Source organism: Pseudomonas profundi (assembly GCF_008638305.1).
GTDB classification, from domain to species: Bacteria; Pseudomonadota; Gammaproteobacteria; order Pseudomonadales; family Pseudomonadaceae; genus Halopseudomonas; species Halopseudomonas profundi.
In genome coordinates this window covers 342,216-358,114 of sequence record NZ_VTPZ01000001.1, presented here as the reverse complement: position 1 = coordinate 358,114, position 15,899 = coordinate 342,216, and the positions used below count along the sequence as shown (strand labels likewise).

Genomic DNA, 15,899 nt, shown 5'->3' with positions numbered 1-15,899 from the left:
GAAGACGCCGAAGAGATGTAAGGCCGGCGTCTTTGTTGAGTACTCCCGCTACGCAATGATTTCTCCGCCCGTGCTATGAATGTCCAAGCCGTTCGTCCGTATTCTCCGCCGCCAACGTCTGTCGATACTGGCGACGGAAGGCCCCGGGCGGTTGTCCCGTCCATTTCCTGAACCCCCTCTGAAATGCCCCCTGGGAGGAAAACCCCAGCAGGAAGGCGATCTCACCCAGCGCCAGATCCGTATCCCGAATATAAGTAATCGCCAGGTCCCGCCGCGTCTCGTTGACGATATCCTGAAAGCGCGTGTTGGCTTCGGTATGCAACCGTCTGCGCAGGGTCCAGGTTGGCAGTCCCAACTGCTCAGCTACTTCAGAAAGTGTCGGAAGTCGGCGGTGCAGTTCCGGCGAGACTATCTCCTCGACCCTTTCACGGATATGCCGGTGTCGGTCGAGCTGTTCCAGTTCGCGCTCGCACAGCTGCATCAGTTGCGCGTAGGTGGCGGGTGCGCTTTGTACCAGGGGCAGTTCAAGACTGGCAGGATCCCATAACAGCTGGTTTGCGGACTGGCCAAAGAGAACGGGGCACTGGAAACAGTTTTCATATTCCTCCGCGTAGGCCGGTGCAGGGAACTCGATGTGGACTTCGCGCAGCCTGGCCTGTCCCGCGGTCAGTTGCTGGCCGAGTTGTGCGCGTGCGGCCAGCGCAGAATCGACCACAAACAGATTGAAGTTGTTGTAGGGGCTGATCGAGTAAAACTGCAAAGCAGGCGGCGCCAGGCTCGAGTGCCCGCGGTAGTTCTGGCTGGTCAGCCGCTCATAACGCACCAGCGTGGCAAAGGCATCCAGCAGTGACGACGCACACTGCGCAGCCATCCCAGCCAGCCCGAAATGGCTGATCTGTACCTGTTGACCCATCAATAGGCCGATTGCCGGCGTATCGCTTTCGCGGATGGCGGCATGGCCGAGCCGCATGAAGCGCGGAATACTGATGCGCGCCTGGGGGTGGGCCAGCAATTCAGGCGTCACGCCGTAGCGCTCGAACAAGGGTTTGGGATCCTGACCAAGGTCGATCAATGCCGCTTGCAGGCTGTACAGGTGTCCAACTGCCAGGTCGCCCAGTTTCATATTCATTTCATCCCGAAAAAACGGATTGTAAGAAACGGTGATGAATATGTCACTTGCGGTAATTGAGCCCGGGCGAGCGCCGGCCTATCGTCTCGTCATTCGACCTGGCGGCACGGACCCCGGGCAGACCTGATGATGGAGCAATCATGACCGAGCACGCCCCCCACCCCCATAAAGAGTCCCCCCACAAAGAGTACCCCCACCTGCTGGCACCCCTTGACCTTGGTTTTACCACCCTGCGCAACCGCACCCTTATGGGTTCCATGCACACCGGTCTGGAAGAACGCCCGCAGGGCTTTGAGCGCATGGCTGTGTATTTTGCCGAGCGTGCCCGTGGCGGTGTCGGTCTCATCGTGACTGGAGGGATTGGTCCGAATGAGGAGGGCAGCGTAGGCAAGGGCGCCGCCAAGCTGACGACTCCGGAAGAAGCGGAACAGCACAAGGTGGTTACCCAAGCGGTACATGAGGCCGGTGGCAAAATATGCCTGCAGATCCTGCATGCAGGGCGTTACGCCTATAACCCCAACGGGGTTTCCGCCAGTGCAGTGCAGGCACCAATCAACCCGTTTACGCCCAGGGAGCTGGACGAGGCTGGCATCGAAAAGCAGATAAGCGACTTCGTCATTTGCGCGCAACTGGCCCAGAGCGCCGGTTATGACGGCGTCGAAATCATGGGTTCGGAAGGCTACTTCATCAATCAGTTCCTGGTCAGCCATGTCAACCAGCGTACTGATCGCTGGGGCGGCAGTTACGAGAACCGTATGCGTCTGGCGGTTGAGATCGTGCGTCGGGTGCGTGAAGCGGTCGGTCGCGAGTTCATCATTATCTACCGTTTGTCGATGCTGGATCTGATTGAAAACGGCAGCACCTGGGACGAAGTGGTACTGCTGGCGAAGGCAGTCGAGCAGGCTGGCGCGACATTGATCAATACCGGCATCGGCTGGCATGAAGCGCGGGTACCCACCATTGCCACCAAGGTACCCCGCGCGGCTTTCACCAAGGTGACGGCGCGTCTCAAGGGCGAGGTCAATATTCCGCTTATCACTACCAATCGGATCAATACGCCCGAGGTTGCCGAGCAGGTGCTGGCGGGTGGCGATGCGGATATGGTGTCCATGGCGCGACCCTTTCTGGCGGACCCGGACTTCGTCAACAAGGCGGCTGCAGGGCGGGCCGATCAGATCAACACCTGTATTGGCTGCAACCAGGCCTGCCTGGATCATACCTTTGGCGGCAAGCTGACCAGTTGCCTGGTCAACCCGCGCGCCTGCCATGAGACCGAGCTCAACTATATTCCGACGGCCGCTGTGAGAAATATTGCAGTCGTAGGTGCCGGACCGGCAGGCCTGTCGGCGGCAACCGTCGCGGCGCAGCGCGGTCACCAGGTCACGTTATTTGATGCAGCAGACGAAATCGGCGGCCAGTTCAATATCGCCAAGCGGATTCCGGGCAAGGAAGAGTTCTACGAAACACTGCGCTATTTCGGTCGGATGATCGAGCTCAACGGCGTCAAGCTTGAACTCAATCGCCGGGTCAGCGCTGACGATCTGCGCGGGTTCGACGAGGTAATTCTCGCCACGGGGATCAAGCCGCGTACGCCGGAAATTCCCGGTATCGATCACCCCAGGGTGCTTGGCTATCTGGATGTGATTACCGGACGCAAGCCGGTGGGTCAGCATGTGGCAGTCATGGGGGCGGGCGGTATCGGGTTCGATGTGGCGGAATTCCTCACCCACCAGGGCGGTTCGCCGAGCCAGGATATTGCGCTGTTCTGGAAGGAGTGGGGCATTGACCCGAAGCTGGAGGCACGTGGTGGTATCGCTGGCATCAGTGCTCAACCGCAGCCACCTGCACGGGAGGTGTTCCTGCTGCAGCGTAAGTCGAGCAAGGTAGGCAAGGGGCTGGGCAAGACCACCGGCTGGATCCACCGTGCCGGGCTGAAGAGCAAGCAGGTCAAGATGCTCAACAGCGTGGAGTATCTGAAAATTGATGACGAAGGTCTGCACATTCGTATCGGTGAGACGGGCGAGCCGCAGGTTCTGCCGGTTGATAACATTGTTGTCTGTGCCGGGCAGGAGCCGCTGCGTGAACTCGAGCAGGGGCTGAAGGCTCTGGGTGTGAACGTGCACCTGATAGGGGGTGCCGATGTTGCCACGGAGCTGGACGCCAAGCGTGCCATTGATCAGGGATCGCGTCTGGCCGCAGCGATCTGAGTCAGCCGTACGTCGCAGATCCCTGCCAACCTGATCACATACAGCCGTCGGTCACGTCATTTAAACTGTGACCGGCGGAGGCATTCAGTAACCCCACAAGACAAAGTTGGGCGATACTGGGTTGCATCTGAAGACTGCATGCGGGAATGCATATTTGCTGAAGGGATCCGGCGGAGAGCGATTGATGAGCACAGCACCAAAGTCATTACTGACAGAAGCGGTAATGTTTTTTTCGGAGCGTGGCGTATGCAAGGAAGTGCTTTATACCGAGTTCGAGGCGCTGCTTGATGGGCTGGTAGCCACGCCGGAATTCGCTGACGAAACAATCGAAGCCGTGTTTCTGCAGATCAATAACCGTCTGCAGGTTCGCGCAGCGGTGTTCTTCACCATGGATTTTGACATGGACGGTTACGTCAACCGTCTATGGAATATGCCACTACGCCAGCTGGCCGAAAAGGCCGGTCGCGGCCCTGATATGGGCGGCGGGCCGATTCGGCTGGCTTGCCTTGGTTTTACCACATCGCCGGAGTACCGTGAAAACATGTGGAAGCCCGGCCAGCGTAACGGCCGCGCAGATCTCGCTCTGATCAAGGAAGCTGTCAACCGCAACGCCCTGGGCATCATCGGCGACGATGAAGAGGCTTACACCCCGATACCGGCCGAGCGCTTGCGCGTTGCAGCCGAAGACGCCTGGTACGATGACTCCCGCGGTATCAGCGAATCCGAAACAGAACCCCGAGGCGAATCAGCGTCGCAGCCAGTTGCGGCAGCGCAGACCATTGAAGATCAGGCGCAACGTGAGCGCGATGAGCATCTGAACAAGATCGCACTCTACACGCGCCAGATATTGACGCTTCAGGAACGCCTGAAACAGGCAGAAAACCGCCGTCTGGCTGACCTGGATCAGCTCCGTCAGGATCACACTGATCACCTCAATCTGATTCGCGGCGAGATGATCGATATCAAGAATGAGCTGGCAAGCCAGCAGAAGATCAACGCGTCGTTACGCCGCGAACTCGCCAAGGCGCAGAACCGCACCTCGATCGACTGATTCGGTCAGGTCGGGCCAGGATTAGCCCAGGTCGGGCCAGCTATCCGGCATACAGATGAGCCGCTGAGCGCTCATGGCTCGATATTTCACTACGTCATCACAGCGCACCAGCATCAACGCCCGGTTCGGATGCCATTGCTGCGTCTCCAGCATCTCCAGGATTTCCTCGCCCGTTCTGATCCGCTCGCGCCCGGCGGGTGGCGGCATCAGCCATTGCTTATGCGGCATAACCAGCCAATGCTTGCCTTGGATATTCCGCAGCCCTGATTGTCTGCACCACTGGTGTTTCGCCGCGGCCGGGTAACTGTCGACAGCAGGGATAGCGGTGTCGTGCGGCCCGAACAATACGCCCTGGAGCCAGGCGCCAGACAGATCGGGACGTGGCAGGGGAGTGGCGGCCAGATGCAGATAGTCGGTGAGTTTGAGTTGATGATCACGTAGCCGGCTGACTTTGTCATGCAAGGTGTCGCGCGGATCGGGGCCTCGCCATGTGCAGTGCGGGCTGGAGCAGGCAACGGTTGCTCGCTCAACTGAATCCGGGGGTTTCAGCCCTGAAAGTTGCTCCGGCATGCCAAGATAGAACTTGACCGCGAGTTCCAGATGAACAACCGCTCCGGCTGGATCTTCTATCAATAGATCCAGCTCGCCAAGAGTGTGCCCGTTGTCCCGCAGCGCAACATTGTGCGCCAGTATCCGGACGTCCGGTGCCAGATGCAGGAGCGCCTGCCAGAGCCGCTCGTAATAATTCCCCAGACGCAAGTCACGCGATACCGGAATCAGCTGCTGCAAGGGAACCGGGTCCGCGTCGAGTTGTTTAAGCCTGTAGAGTAGCAATTCCGGATCGTGTCGCCAGGCTGACCCGGCCAGAGGGTCGCGTAGCGGCAAGATGCCCGGCTCGAGCAGTGATCCCGAGCAGGCAACCCAGGCAAGATCACGTACCTGGGGATGGGAAAAGAGGTCAGGCATCAGTCGTCTCGTTAGTCGTCTCGTTTGCCAGCGTCGAGCCGGCTGCGGATAATCCAGGGGTACCGGGCAGTGTCAGCCACGCCCGCTAATCCTACAAGTTGATATAGAGAGAGTGGCATGGAGCAATTCCGCAATATCGGGTTGATCGGACGTCTCGGCAGCGGTCGGGTCGTGGATACCCTCAAACGTCTCAAGCGGTTTCTGCTCGATAGCGGCCATAGCGTGATCCTCGAAGATGCCGTGGCGGACCTGTTGCCGGGTCACCAGCTGCAGGTCTGTTCCCGCAAGATGATGGGCGAGATCTGTGATCTGGTTATCGTAGTGGGTGGCGACGGCAGCCTGTTGGGCGCCGCGCGCGCACTCTGCCGCTATAACGTGCCGGTACTCGGGGTTAACCGCGGCGGTCTGGGCTTCCTCACCGATATCTCGCCTGACGAACTCGAAAGCCGCGTGGGTGAAGTGCTGGCCGGGCGTTATATGGTCGAGAATCGCTTCCTGCTCGATGCCTTTGTGCGCCGCGGGGATGAACAGCTGGGCACCAGCGAGGCGTTGAATGACGTGGTGCTGCATCCCGGGAAATCCGCCCGGATGATCGAATTCGAACTGTATATCGATGGCCAGTTCGTCTACAGCCAGAAGTCCGATGGTCTTATCGTCGCCACGCCGACCGGCTCCACCGCCTACGCGCTGTCGGCCGGGGGGCCGATCATGCATCCCAAGCTGGACGCGGTCGTGTTGGTGCCGATGTTCCCGCACACGCTGTCCAGCCGCCCCATCGTGGTGGACGGCAACAGCGAGCTTAAAATCATCATCTCGTCGCAAAACGGAATCTATCCGCAGGTCAGCTGCGATGGTCAGGTGCAAATTGCCTGTGCGCCGGGGGACACCATCTATATCCGCAAGAAGCCGCAGAAGCTGCGATTGATTCACCCGCTGGATCATAACTTCTACGCCATCTGCCGGGAGAAGCTGGGCTGGTCGAGCCGGCTGACGGAGCGATGAGCATGCACGCACCGGCCGAGCATTCGGGCTACGACATCATCGGGGATATTCACGGCTGTGCCCGAACGCTGGCGCGGTTGCTGGAGCAAATGGGCTACAAGCTGCAACAGGGTATCTGGCGCCATCCACGCCGGCAGGCCTTGTTTCTGGGCGATATCATCGATCGTGGCCCCCGTATCCGTGAAGCGCTGCACCTGGTCCACGATATGGTCCAGGCGGGCAGTGCGCGCTGCATCATGGGCAATCACGAATTCAATGCACTGGGCTGGACGACCCCCGCAGCGCCCGGTAGCGGCAAGCGTTACGTGCGCGAGCACACCGACCGCCAGCTGCGGCAGATCCAGGATACGCTGGAGCAGTTCGCGGCCTACCCGGATGAGTGGCGCTATTTCCTGGACTGGTTCTTCCGCCTGCCGCTGTTTCTGGATATGGGTGCATTCCGCATGGTTCATGCATGCTGGGATCAGGGACTGATTGATACCTTTGAGGCGCAGTATCCGGGCGGCTGCCTGGATCGGGAATTTTTGCAGGCCTCAGTCGATCCGGGAACGTTCGCGTGCCAGGTACAGGATCGGCTGCTGCGCGGTACGGGCATGCCGCTACCGCACGGGCTGACCATGACCGGCAAGGATGGTTTTACCCGCCAGTTTTTCCGCACCAAGTTCTGGGAAGAAGATCCGCAGACCTACGGTGATGTGCAGTTTCAGCCGGACCCCTTGCCCGAGCACATTGCTGCTCGCCCGCTGACTCCGGACCAGAAGGCCGAGCTGCTGGTATACGGCAAGGATGAGCCCATCCTCTTCGTCGGACATTATTGGCAACAAGGAAAGCCCCATCCGATCAGGCCAAACCTGGCCTGCCTCGACTACAGCGCAGTCAAATTCGGTAAACTGGTCGCCTATCGATGGGACGGTGAAGAACGTCTCGAGCGGGATAAATTTGTCTGGGTCGACGTGCCGCGCTTGGCATAGGGTCAACCCGACCGGCGAGAGGTCAAGATGTACCGAGCAATGAATCGTCCGCTTGATGAGGATCTGAGCAAGCTGGCCCGTTTTCTCCGTAGCCGTGGTGTGGTGCATCGCATCACCGAGGAGGGCGGTCGACAGGTCGTCTGGACGCTTGATGAAAACGATGGCCAGGTCGTCCAGCAGCTATATCAGGAAGGCGTACCGGATATTGTTGAAGGCGAACCTGCTGCGAAGCAGGCGCCGGGCTGGCAGGCGCGCGCGCGGTTGATACCGGTGACGCTGGCCGTGCTGATTCTCACCGGTATGGTCGCCCTGCTCACCGGGCTGGGTAGCCGGCCTGAGGCGATCGTACACTTCACTTTCACGCCGTTGGCTGCCGATGGTTATCTGGCGACCGAGATCGACATGAGCCAGTGGTGGCGGTTGGTCACGCCGGCGTTGCTGCACTTCAGCATCATGCATCTGGCGTTCAACGCGCTGTGGTTCTGGGAACTGGGCCGTCGAATAGAGATTCGCTCCGGTGGCATGTGGTTGTTTGGATTGAGCGTACTCTTTGCGCTGACCTCGAACTTTGCCCAGTGGATGACAAGCGGTAACGCATTGTTCGGCGGTATGTCCGGCGTTGTGTACGGTTTACTCGGTTACTGCTGGCTGCATCAGTTGATCGCCCCAAGCGTGCATTTCGATCTGCCCCGCGGTGTCGTGGTGCTGATGCTGGCATGGCTGGCGCTGGGGGTTTCCGGCTTGATCAGCATGCTGGGCTTCGGTGCTATCGCCAATGCAGCCCATGTCGGCGGTCTGGTCACCGGCTGCCTGGTTGGCGCGGTTGTCGGAGCGCTGCAGCGATTCCGCTGAACAGCGTACAATACGCGCTTTGAATCATCGACCCACTGAAACCAGTACAGCAAGGCAGGGTGCATAGACGCCGGCACATCGGCTATTTACCGTCGGTAAATACTCTAATGTCGCCCGGTTGTGTCTTGCCCTGGTCTGCCGGTTTTGTTGGGTTCTGAAATCTGTCCCGCGGAGGCAAAATGAACGACTTCCTTGAAATGTTGCGCACGGTTACGCCGGACGTCTACGCCAGTCTCAAGCTGGCAGTGGAGATCGGCAAGTGGCCGGATGGCCGCAAGCTGACCCAGGAGCAGAAAGAGTTGTGCATGCAGGCGATGATTGCCTGGGAGCAGGAGAACCTGCCTGAAGAGGAACGCACCGGTTACATGGCTCAAACCTGCAAATCGCAGAAAACCGAGCAGAAAACAGTACCTGGGTCGATGTTCGTCAATGCTTCGGACACCTTGCACTGATGTCGTTTTTGTCAGCCGAAGGCTCAGTCAAGAAGATGCTGGGCGTGCTCGACGATAGTCATGCCGCGACAGTCGATTATCAGTTGCCCATCGGTGAACAGAAGCTGCCGCTTAACGAGCTGCTGGGTAAATCGATTCGGCTTCAGGCGCTGGGCGATATTCATTGCCTGCACTGCGCCCGCCGAACCAAAAAAAGCTACAGCCAGGGTTATTGCTACCCCTGCTTTACCAAGCTGCCGCAATGCGATCTGTGCATCATGAGTCCCGAGCGGTGCCATTACGAGCTGGGCACCTGTCGCGACCCGGCGTGGGGCGAGCAGTTCTGCATGACCGATCACATCGTGTACCTGGCCAATTCGTCCGGTGCCAAGGTGGGCATTACGCGCGCGACGCAGTTACCGACGCGCTGGATCGATCAGGGCGCTAGCCAGGGTTTGCCCATCATGCACGTATCGGCCCGGCAGCATTCGGGGCTGCTTGAAGATCTATTGCGCAAGCAGGTCGCTGATAAGACCAACTGGCGCAAACTGCTGCGTGGCGAGCCGGAGCCGATGAACCTCAGGACGCTGCGTGACACCTTGCTCGAAGGCGCAAGGGAGGGCATCGACGCGTTGCATTCGCGCTATGGACTGCAGGCATTTCAGCCGCTGGATGACGCGCAGGAGCTGGAAATCCGCTATCCAGTGCTCGAGTACGTAGAAAAGCCCAAGTCGGCTAATCTCGACAAGGAGCCGGTACTGGAAGGGACGCTGTTGGGTATCAAGGGACAGTATCTTTTGCTCGATACCGCGGTCATCAATATTCGCAAATACACCAGCTACAATATGGCCTTCTCGGTTCATTGAGGACAGACGCATGCGCACCGAACAACCGAAGACAATCTATCTCAAGGATTATCAACAGCCCGACTACTGGATAGATGAAACCCATCTGACCTTCGAGCTGTTCGATGATCATGCGTTGGTTCACAGCCGCCTGGCGATGCGCGTTAACGACGGCAAGCAATCGGCAACCCTGCCGCAGCTGGTGCTGGACGGTCAGGAGCTTGAGCTGGTTTCCGTCGCGATCGATGATCAGCAGCTGACCGCAGAGGCGTACCAGCTGAGCGCGGACAATCTGACGCTGCAACCTGCCCATGCACAGTTCGAGCTGGCCATCACCACGCGTATTCACCCGCGGGAGAACACCGCGCTGGAAGGGCTCTATCAGTCCGGCGATATGTTCTGCACCCAGTGTGAGGCGGAGGGCTTTCGCAAGATCACCTGTTACCTGGACCGTCCGGATGTCATGAGCCGGTTCACCACCACGGTGATTGCTGACCGCGGCGGATTTCCGGTATTGCTGTCCAACGGCAACCCCATCGCCTCGGGGGAACACGATGGTGGACGCCACTGGATCACCTGGGAAGATCCATTCCCCAAGCCTGCCTATCTGTTTGCGCTGGTGGCAGGCGATCTGTGCCTGATCCGCGACAGCTTCACCACCATGAGCGGCCGCGAAATAGATCTGCGTATCTACGTTGAAGCGGAAAACCGCGACCAGTGTGACCATGCCATGGACAGCCTCAAGCGCTCCATGCGCTGGGACGAGCAGGCCTATGGCCGTGAATACGATCTTGATATCTTCATGATCGTGGCGGTGAACGACTTCAATATGGGCGCGATGGAAAACAAGGGCTTGAATATCTTCAATTCCAGCTGCGTCCTGGCCCATGCTGATACCGCGACCGATATGGCGTTCCAGCGCGTGGAAGCCGTCGTCGCGCACGAGTATTTCCATAACTGGTCAGGCAATCGGGTGACCTGCCGGGACTGGTTCCAGCTGTCACTCAAAGAGGGTTTCACTGTCTTCCGCGACGCGCAGTTCTCGGCTGACATGAACTCGGCCACGGTCAAGCGTATCGAGGACGTGACCTTCCTGCGCGCCAATCAGTTTGCCGAAGATGCCGGCCCCATGGCGCACCCGGTACGCCCGGATTCGTTCATCGAGATTTCCAATTTCTATACCCTGACCGTGTACGAAAAGGGTGCCGAAGTCGTGCGCATGTTGCATACGCTGCTGGGCGATGAGGGCTTCCGCAAGGGCACCGACCTGTATTTCGAGCGGCATGACGGCCAGGCCGTTACCTGCGATGACTTCGTCAAGGCGTTGGAAGACGCCAACAAGGTAGACCTCACGCAGTTCAAGCGCTGGTACAGCCAGGGCGGGACGCCACGTCTGGCAGTCAGGAGCGCGTACGACAGCGCAGCGGGCACATTCACTCTGACCTTCAGTCAGAGCTGTCCGCCCACCCCGGGGCAACCAGACAAGGCGCCTTTTGTTATCCCGGTGCGCATGGCGCTGCTGGACGCGCAGGGTAACGAGCTGACGTTGAAGCTTGCTGGGGAACAGGATCCACGTGGCACCGAGACGGTGCTGTCAGTAACCGAGCCGGAACAGACCTTTGTCTTCGAAGGGCTGACGGGCGAACCGCTGCCCTCGCTGCTGCGCAATTTCTCTGCACCGGTGAAGATGCATTATCCCTACAGCCGCGATGACCGGGTGTTCCTGGCCAAACATGATCCGGACGGCTTCAACCGTTGGGAAGCCGCCCAGAGCCTTGCGGTTGATGTGTTGCAGGGCCTGGTTGAAATCCACCAGGCGGGTCGGCCGCTCCTGCTGGACCAGCGTCTGCTGGATGTCTATCGCAGCGTGCTTACCAACGAAGCGCTGGATCCGGCGATGGTGGCGGAGATTATCCGCCTGCCGACCGAGTCCTATCTCGTGGAGCTGGCAGAGGTAGCGGATATCGACGCGATTCACCATGTTCGTGAATGGGTCCGTTTCGAGCTGGCCAACGCTTTGAACGAGGAAATCTGGTTGGTATTCAAGCGTTTGGATGATCGCGCGCCCTACAGTCCGGGTGCCGCGTCGGTGGCGCGCCGCAGTCTGAAAAACACACTGCTGGGCTACCTCATGCAAAAAGGCTCTGCCGAGGCGCTTTCAGCATGTGTTCGGCAATTTGTTGAAGCCAATAACATGACTGATCGCCAGGCAGCCTTGTCAGCCCTGGTGAACTCTCACCACCAGGAACAGAAAGCAGCAGCCCTGGCCGAGTTTGCCGAGCGCTGGAGCGGTTATCCGCTGGTGATGGATCAGTGGTTTGGTGTGCAGGCAGCAAGCACCTTGCCCGGCGGGTTGGAGCGCGTGCAGGGGTTGATGGAGCATCCGGCCTTTACCCTGCGTAACCCGAACAAGGTGCGCGCCCTTATTGGCAGTTTCGCGGCGCAGAACCTGGTTAATTTTCATCGCCAGGACGGGGCGGGGTATCGCTTCCTGGCTGACCAGATCATTGTTCTCAACGAACTGAATCCGCAGATTGCCTCGCGACTGCTGACGCCTTTGACGCGGTGGCGCAAGTACGATTCAACGCGCCAGGAATTGATGAAAACCGAGCTGTCGCGAATTCTCGCCCAGCCGGATCTGTCGCCCGATGTCTATGAAGTAGTCAGCAAATCCCTTGCCTGAAGCCAGCCCGTTCGCCTCTTCGGAGGCGGGCGTGCAATCTGGTGTTCTGCCTTGTTGTGAGACGGACCCTATCATTGTGATGGTTAACAAAAGATAACGGAGGGGCCGTTGTTACCGCTTGTTATTCCCCGTTAGTATTGGGACTCCTGCCATCTGGGTAGGGGTTCCTATAAGAATAAGGGGGAGTGATGTATGCGTAAGCCCATCAAGCGGCGCGCTTCATCCTGTCGTCCGGCCGGTTTTCCCGGTCAGCTCGCTCAGGGTGGCAAACAATCATTAACACGTCAGGTATTGGCCGCTTTGGGCCTCTCCGTCGTGCTTGCCAGTATTTCGGCTCCAGTTGCTGTAGCGCAGGAAGCGCAGGAACCTGCAACCAGTGCAGCAGTCATGACACCCAAGGCCAGCTCCGCGCTGCTCCTGGACGTTGATCGCGCGGGTGATCGCCTGGTGGCGGTTGGCTCCCGTGGCCACATTCTCTATTCCGACGATAAAGGCGAAAGCTGGCAACAGGCTCCGGTTCCTACCCGGCAGTTGCTTACAGCTGTCGATTTTGTCGACGAAACCCATGGCTGGGCAGTGGGCCATGACTCGCTGATCCTGCATACCAGTGATGCAGGCGAAAGCTGGACCATCCAGTACCGTGACCCGGAGCTGGAGCACGAGGTCGATCCTGATGGCCCGGGCCTGCTGGAAAAACCGCTGATGGATGTCTGGTTCCGGGATACCCGCACGGGTTTTGCTGCAGGTGCCTATGGTCTGTTCCTGCGCACTGATGATGGCGGACAGACCTGGGATGACTTGACCTACGAAATCGATAACGAAGACGGCTTTCATTACAACGCCATCGCTGAGATTCCCGAGACAGGCCTGTTCATGGTGGGCGAGCTCGGCATGATGTTCCGCTCTGCGGACTACGGCGATACCTGGGAAGCCATTGAAGACTTGCCCTATGACGGGTCGCTGTTTGGCGTCTCGGGTACTGGCGAGCCGAACGTAGTGCTGGCCTGGGGGCTACGGGGCAACATGTTCCGTTCCGAGGATTTCGGCGATACCTGGGAGGAGGTCACACTGATGACTCCGCACAATGGTCCGCTGGAAGCCACATTGTCTGGTGGCGATTATTCCGAGGATGGCAAGGTCGTCGTGGTGGGTGCTGGGGGCTTCGTTGTAACCAGTGACGACCAAGGCCGCACTTTCACTGTAGCAAGCCGTCCCGACCGGGCTGCTCTGGCAACAGCCACGGTACTGGATAACGGCAATCTGTTGCTGCTTGGCCAACGTGGCGCAGTGAAGGGTGATTCGACCGGGATGCCGCAGAACGGTTCTGCAGCTGACAGAATTCCTGCGGCCGGTACGCCCGCGGTCCAATAATAATTACACGCCAGGAGAAACTGGATGTCCAAACATCATCAGGAAACCGCTCCGTTTATCGAGCGGTTGATCTTCAATAACCGGCTGGTCGTAATGCTGTTCTTCTTACTGGTTACCCTCTTTCTGGGGTATCAGGCAGCGCAGGTCAAGCCGGACACAAGCTTCGAGAAGATGATTCCTCTCGAGCATCCCTACATCGTCAACATGATTGAGCACCAGGACGAGATGGCCAACCTGGGCAACTCGATCCGTATCGCGGTTGCCATCGAGGACGGCGATATCTTCTCTACCGAGTACATGGAGACGCTCAAGCGTATCAATGACGAGGTATTCTTCCTGCCCGGTGTTGATCGTTCCAGCATGCGCTCGCTGTGGACGCCCAATGTACGCTGGACGGAAGTAACCGAGTACGGTTTCGATGGCGGTCCGGTTGCTAACCGACCAGCCTATCTGACCGAAGATGACCTCAACGAACTGCGAACCAACATCCTCAAGTCGGGCGAGATCGGCCGCCTGGTAGCGAACAACTTCAAGTCGACGATCATTGAAGTACCGCTACAGGAAACCTATCCGAACCCTGAAGACCAGAGCGAGCAGATCCGCCTGGACTACGGTGAATTCTCGCGCCTGCTGGAAGAGAAGATCCGTACCGAGTTCCAGGAAGAAAACCCGAACATCAGCGTTCACATCGTTGGTTTCGCGAAGAAGGTCGGTGACCTGATTGAAGGCATCATCAAGGTGTTGATGTTCTTCGGCGCGGCGCTGCTCATCACATTCGTGTTGTTGTTGATGTTTACCCGCTGTGTGAAAAGCTCGCTCACGGCACTGATCTGTTCGGTGATTGCGGTCGTCTGGCAGCTGGGTCTGTTGCGCACGCTGGGCTACGGCCTGGATCCCTATTCGATCCTGGTCCCGTTCCTGGTGTTTGCCATCGGTATTTCCCACGGTGTGCAGATCATCAACGGTATGGCCATCGAATATGCTACGGCCGAGGATGCTCCGACTGCGGCACGCCGTGCTTTCCGGTCGCTGTACATCCCGGGTATCGTTGCGCTGCTGTCTGACGGCGTTGGCTTCCTGACACTGTTGTTGATCCAGATTGAAGTCATCCGCGAGCTGGGTATTGCTGCGTCGGTCGGTGTGGCGGTAATCATTCTGACCAACCTGATCCTGCTGCCGGTGCTCATGTCCTATATCGGCATCAGCAAGCGCGCCGTGGAACGCAACCGCAATATGGCATCGCGCCCGCAGAAACTCTGGCTGACCGTCGCCAAGTTTGCGCACCCGACCGTTGCGCCGATTTCCGTGGTGCTGGCAATCCTGGCCTTCGGTTTCGGTATTTATCATGGTCAGAAGGTCGAGATCGGTGACCTTGATCCGGGTGCACCGGAGTTGCGTGCGGACTCGCGCTATAACCTGGATAACGATTTCATCATCAGCAACTATTCCACGAGTTCGGACGTGTTGGTCGTCATGGTCAGCACTCCGCCGGAAATGTGCTCGACCTACGAGACCATGGACGCGATCGACCAGCTGGAATGGCGCATGGTGAATCTGCCAGGTGTGCAGTCTGCCGTGTCGATGGTGAGCGTTGCCAAGCAGGTGATCATGGGTAACAACGAGGGCAGCCTGAAATGGCAAACGCTGTCGCGTAACCAGGACAACCTGAACAATGCGATCAGCCGTGCGCCGTCGGGCATGTTCAATTCCTCCTGTTCTCTGGTCCCGGTCATGCTGTTCCTCAACGACCACAAGGCCGATACGCTTGAGCGTGTCACCGGGGAAGTGGAAGCCTTCGCCGAGGAATACAACACTGACCAGCTGGAATTCAAACTGGCAGCGGGTAACGCAGGTATCGAAGCAGCCACCAACGAGGTTATCGAGAAGTCACAAACCAAGATGCTGATCACGGTCTACGTGGTGGTTATCCTGATGTGTCTGATCACCTTCCGCTCGATCCGTGCGGTGCTGTGTATCATCATCCCGCTGGCGCTGACATCGGTGCTGGCCAACGCGTTGATGGCATTCCTGGGAATAGGCGTGAAGGTAGCAACCCTGCCGGTAATCGCCCTGGGTGTGGGTATTGGTGTCGACTACGGCATCTATATTTACAGCCGACTGGAGACCTATCTGCGTCAGGGACTGCCGTTGCAGGAAGCCTACTATGAGACGCTGAAAACCACTGGTAAGGCGGTGACCTTTACCGGCTTCACCCTGGCCATCGGTGTAGCAACCTGGATCTTCTCTGCGATCAAGTTCCAGGCTGATATGGGCATTCTGTTGACCTTCATGTTCCTGTGGAACATGTTCGGCGCCCTGTGGCTGTTGCCAGCGCTGGCACGTTTCCTGATTCGTCCGGAGAAGCTGCGCGGTAAGTAATTGACTGTGTCG

The 15,899-nt window shown here is 58.5% G+C and carries 12 protein-coding genes; 10 read left to right on the top strand and 2 right to left on the bottom strand.

Annotation, left to right across the window (positions count from 1 at the left end):
* Positions 1-73: 73 nt before the first annotated feature.
* Positions 74-1,123 (bottom strand): AraC family transcriptional regulator, encoded by a 1,050-nt coding sequence (locus FZE95_RS01655; RefSeq protein ID WP_150299340.1) that lies wholly within the window; start codon positions 1,121-1,123, stop codon positions 74-76.
* A 146-nt stretch (positions 1,124-1,269) separates the two neighbouring features.
* Between FZE95_RS01655 and FZE95_RS01650 the strand changes: the two genes are divergently transcribed.
* Together FZE95_RS01650 and FZE95_RS01645 are read left to right on the top strand one after the other, a co-directional pair.
* Positions 1,270-3,336 (top strand): NADPH-dependent 2,4-dienoyl-CoA reductase, encoded by a 2,067-nt coding sequence (locus FZE95_RS01650; protein ID WP_150299066.1) that lies wholly within the window; start codon positions 1,270-1,272, stop codon positions 3,334-3,336.
* A 184-nt stretch (positions 3,337-3,520) separates the two neighbouring features.
* Positions 3,521-4,387, top strand: a complete 867-nt coding sequence (locus FZE95_RS01645) for a hypothetical protein (RefSeq protein ID WP_150299065.1) — start codon at positions 3,521-3,523, stop codon at positions 4,385-4,387.
* Positions 4,388-4,408: 21 nt separating this feature from the next.
* On the opposite strand, the gene FZE95_RS01640 is transcribed toward FZE95_RS01645, so the two are convergent.
* The gene (locus FZE95_RS01640; RefSeq protein ID WP_150299064.1) at positions 4,409-5,353 is read right to left on the bottom strand and encodes a DUF1853 family protein; all 945 of its coding nucleotides are present in this window, start codon (positions 5,351-5,353) and stop codon (positions 4,409-4,411) included.
* 117 nt (positions 5,354-5,470) lie between these two features.
* Between FZE95_RS01640 and FZE95_RS01635 the strand changes: the two genes are divergently transcribed.
* From FZE95_RS01635 to FZE95_RS01600, 8 genes are all read left to right on the top strand, one after another.
* Complete coding sequence (locus tag FZE95_RS01635) at positions 5,471-6,355, top strand: NAD(+) kinase (protein ID WP_150299063.1); 885 nt, start codon at positions 5,471-5,473, stop codon at positions 6,353-6,355.
* A gap of 2 nt (positions 6,356-6,357) precedes the next feature.
* On the top strand, positions 6,358-7,326 hold the full coding sequence (locus tag FZE95_RS01630; protein ID WP_150299062.1) for a metallophosphoesterase: 969 nt from the start codon (positions 6,358-6,360) through the stop codon (positions 7,324-7,326).
* Between the two features lie 39 nt (positions 7,327-7,365).
* Positions 7,366-8,178, top strand: a complete 813-nt coding sequence (locus FZE95_RS01625; protein ID WP_263398675.1) for a rhomboid family intramembrane serine protease — start codon at positions 7,366-7,368, stop codon at positions 8,176-8,178.
* Positions 8,179-8,357: 179 nt separating this feature from the next.
* Entirely contained in the window at positions 8,358-8,630 is a 273-nt protein-coding gene (locus tag FZE95_RS01620) for a YeaC family protein (RefSeq protein WP_150299060.1), read from the top strand.
* Entirely contained in the window at positions 8,630-9,475 is an 846-nt protein-coding gene (locus tag FZE95_RS01615; protein WP_150299059.1) for a DUF2797 domain-containing protein, read from the top strand. The genes FZE95_RS01620 and FZE95_RS01615 overlap by 1 nt, the downstream gene beginning before the upstream one ends.
* A 10-nt stretch (positions 9,476-9,485) precedes the next feature.
* Positions 9,486-12,137, top strand: coding sequence for an aminopeptidase N (pepN, locus tag FZE95_RS01610; RefSeq protein WP_150299058.1), 2,652 nt, complete (start codon positions 9,486-9,488; stop codon positions 12,135-12,137).
* Between the two features lie 192 nt (positions 12,138-12,329).
* Positions 12,330-13,508 (top strand): YCF48-related protein, encoded by a 1,179-nt coding sequence (locus FZE95_RS01605; RefSeq protein ID WP_150299057.1) that lies wholly within the window; start codon positions 12,330-12,332, stop codon positions 13,506-13,508.
* A gap of 24 nt (positions 13,509-13,532) precedes the next feature.
* Complete coding sequence (locus FZE95_RS01600) at positions 13,533-15,887, top strand: efflux RND transporter permease subunit (protein WP_150299056.1); 2,355 nt, start codon at positions 13,533-13,535, stop codon at positions 15,885-15,887.
* Positions 15,888-15,899 lie beyond the last annotated feature (12 nt).

Excerpts from the sequence above, each read along its gene's own strand:
- FZE95_RS01655 (WP_150299340.1), bottom strand. The coding sequence starts at position 1,123 with ATGAAACTGGGCGACCTGGCAGTTGGACACCTGTACAGCCTGCAAGCG.
- FZE95_RS01650 (WP_150299066.1), top strand. The coding sequence starts at position 1,270 with ATGACCGAGCACGCCCCCCACCCCCATAAAGAGTCCCCCCACAAAGAG.
- FZE95_RS01645 (WP_150299065.1), top strand. The coding sequence starts at position 3,521 with ATGAGCACAGCACCAAAGTCATTACTGACAGAAGCGGTAATGTTTTTT.
- FZE95_RS01640 (WP_150299064.1), bottom strand. The coding sequence starts at position 5,353 with ATGCCTGACCTCTTTTCCCATCCCCAGGTACGTGATCTTGCCTGGGTT.
- FZE95_RS01635 (WP_150299063.1), top strand. The coding sequence starts at position 5,471 with ATGGAGCAATTCCGCAATATCGGGTTGATCGGACGTCTCGGCAGCGGT.
- FZE95_RS01630 (WP_150299062.1), top strand. The coding sequence starts at position 6,358 with ATGCACGCACCGGCCGAGCATTCGGGCTACGACATCATCGGGGATATT.
- FZE95_RS01625 (WP_263398675.1), top strand. The coding sequence starts at position 7,366 with ATGAATCGTCCGCTTGATGAGGATCTGAGCAAGCTGGCCCGTTTTCTC.
- FZE95_RS01620 (WP_150299060.1), top strand. The coding sequence starts at position 8,358 with ATGAACGACTTCCTTGAAATGTTGCGCACGGTTACGCCGGACGTCTAC.
- FZE95_RS01615 (WP_150299059.1), top strand. The coding sequence starts at position 8,630 with ATGTCGTTTTTGTCAGCCGAAGGCTCAGTCAAGAAGATGCTGGGCGTG.
- pepN (WP_150299058.1), top strand. The coding sequence starts at position 9,486 with ATGCGCACCGAACAACCGAAGACAATCTATCTCAAGGATTATCAACAG.
- FZE95_RS01605 (WP_150299057.1), top strand. The coding sequence starts at position 12,330 with ATGCGTAAGCCCATCAAGCGGCGCGCTTCATCCTGTCGTCCGGCCGGT.
- FZE95_RS01600 (WP_150299056.1), top strand. The coding sequence starts at position 13,533 with ATGTCCAAACATCATCAGGAAACCGCTCCGTTTATCGAGCGGTTGATC.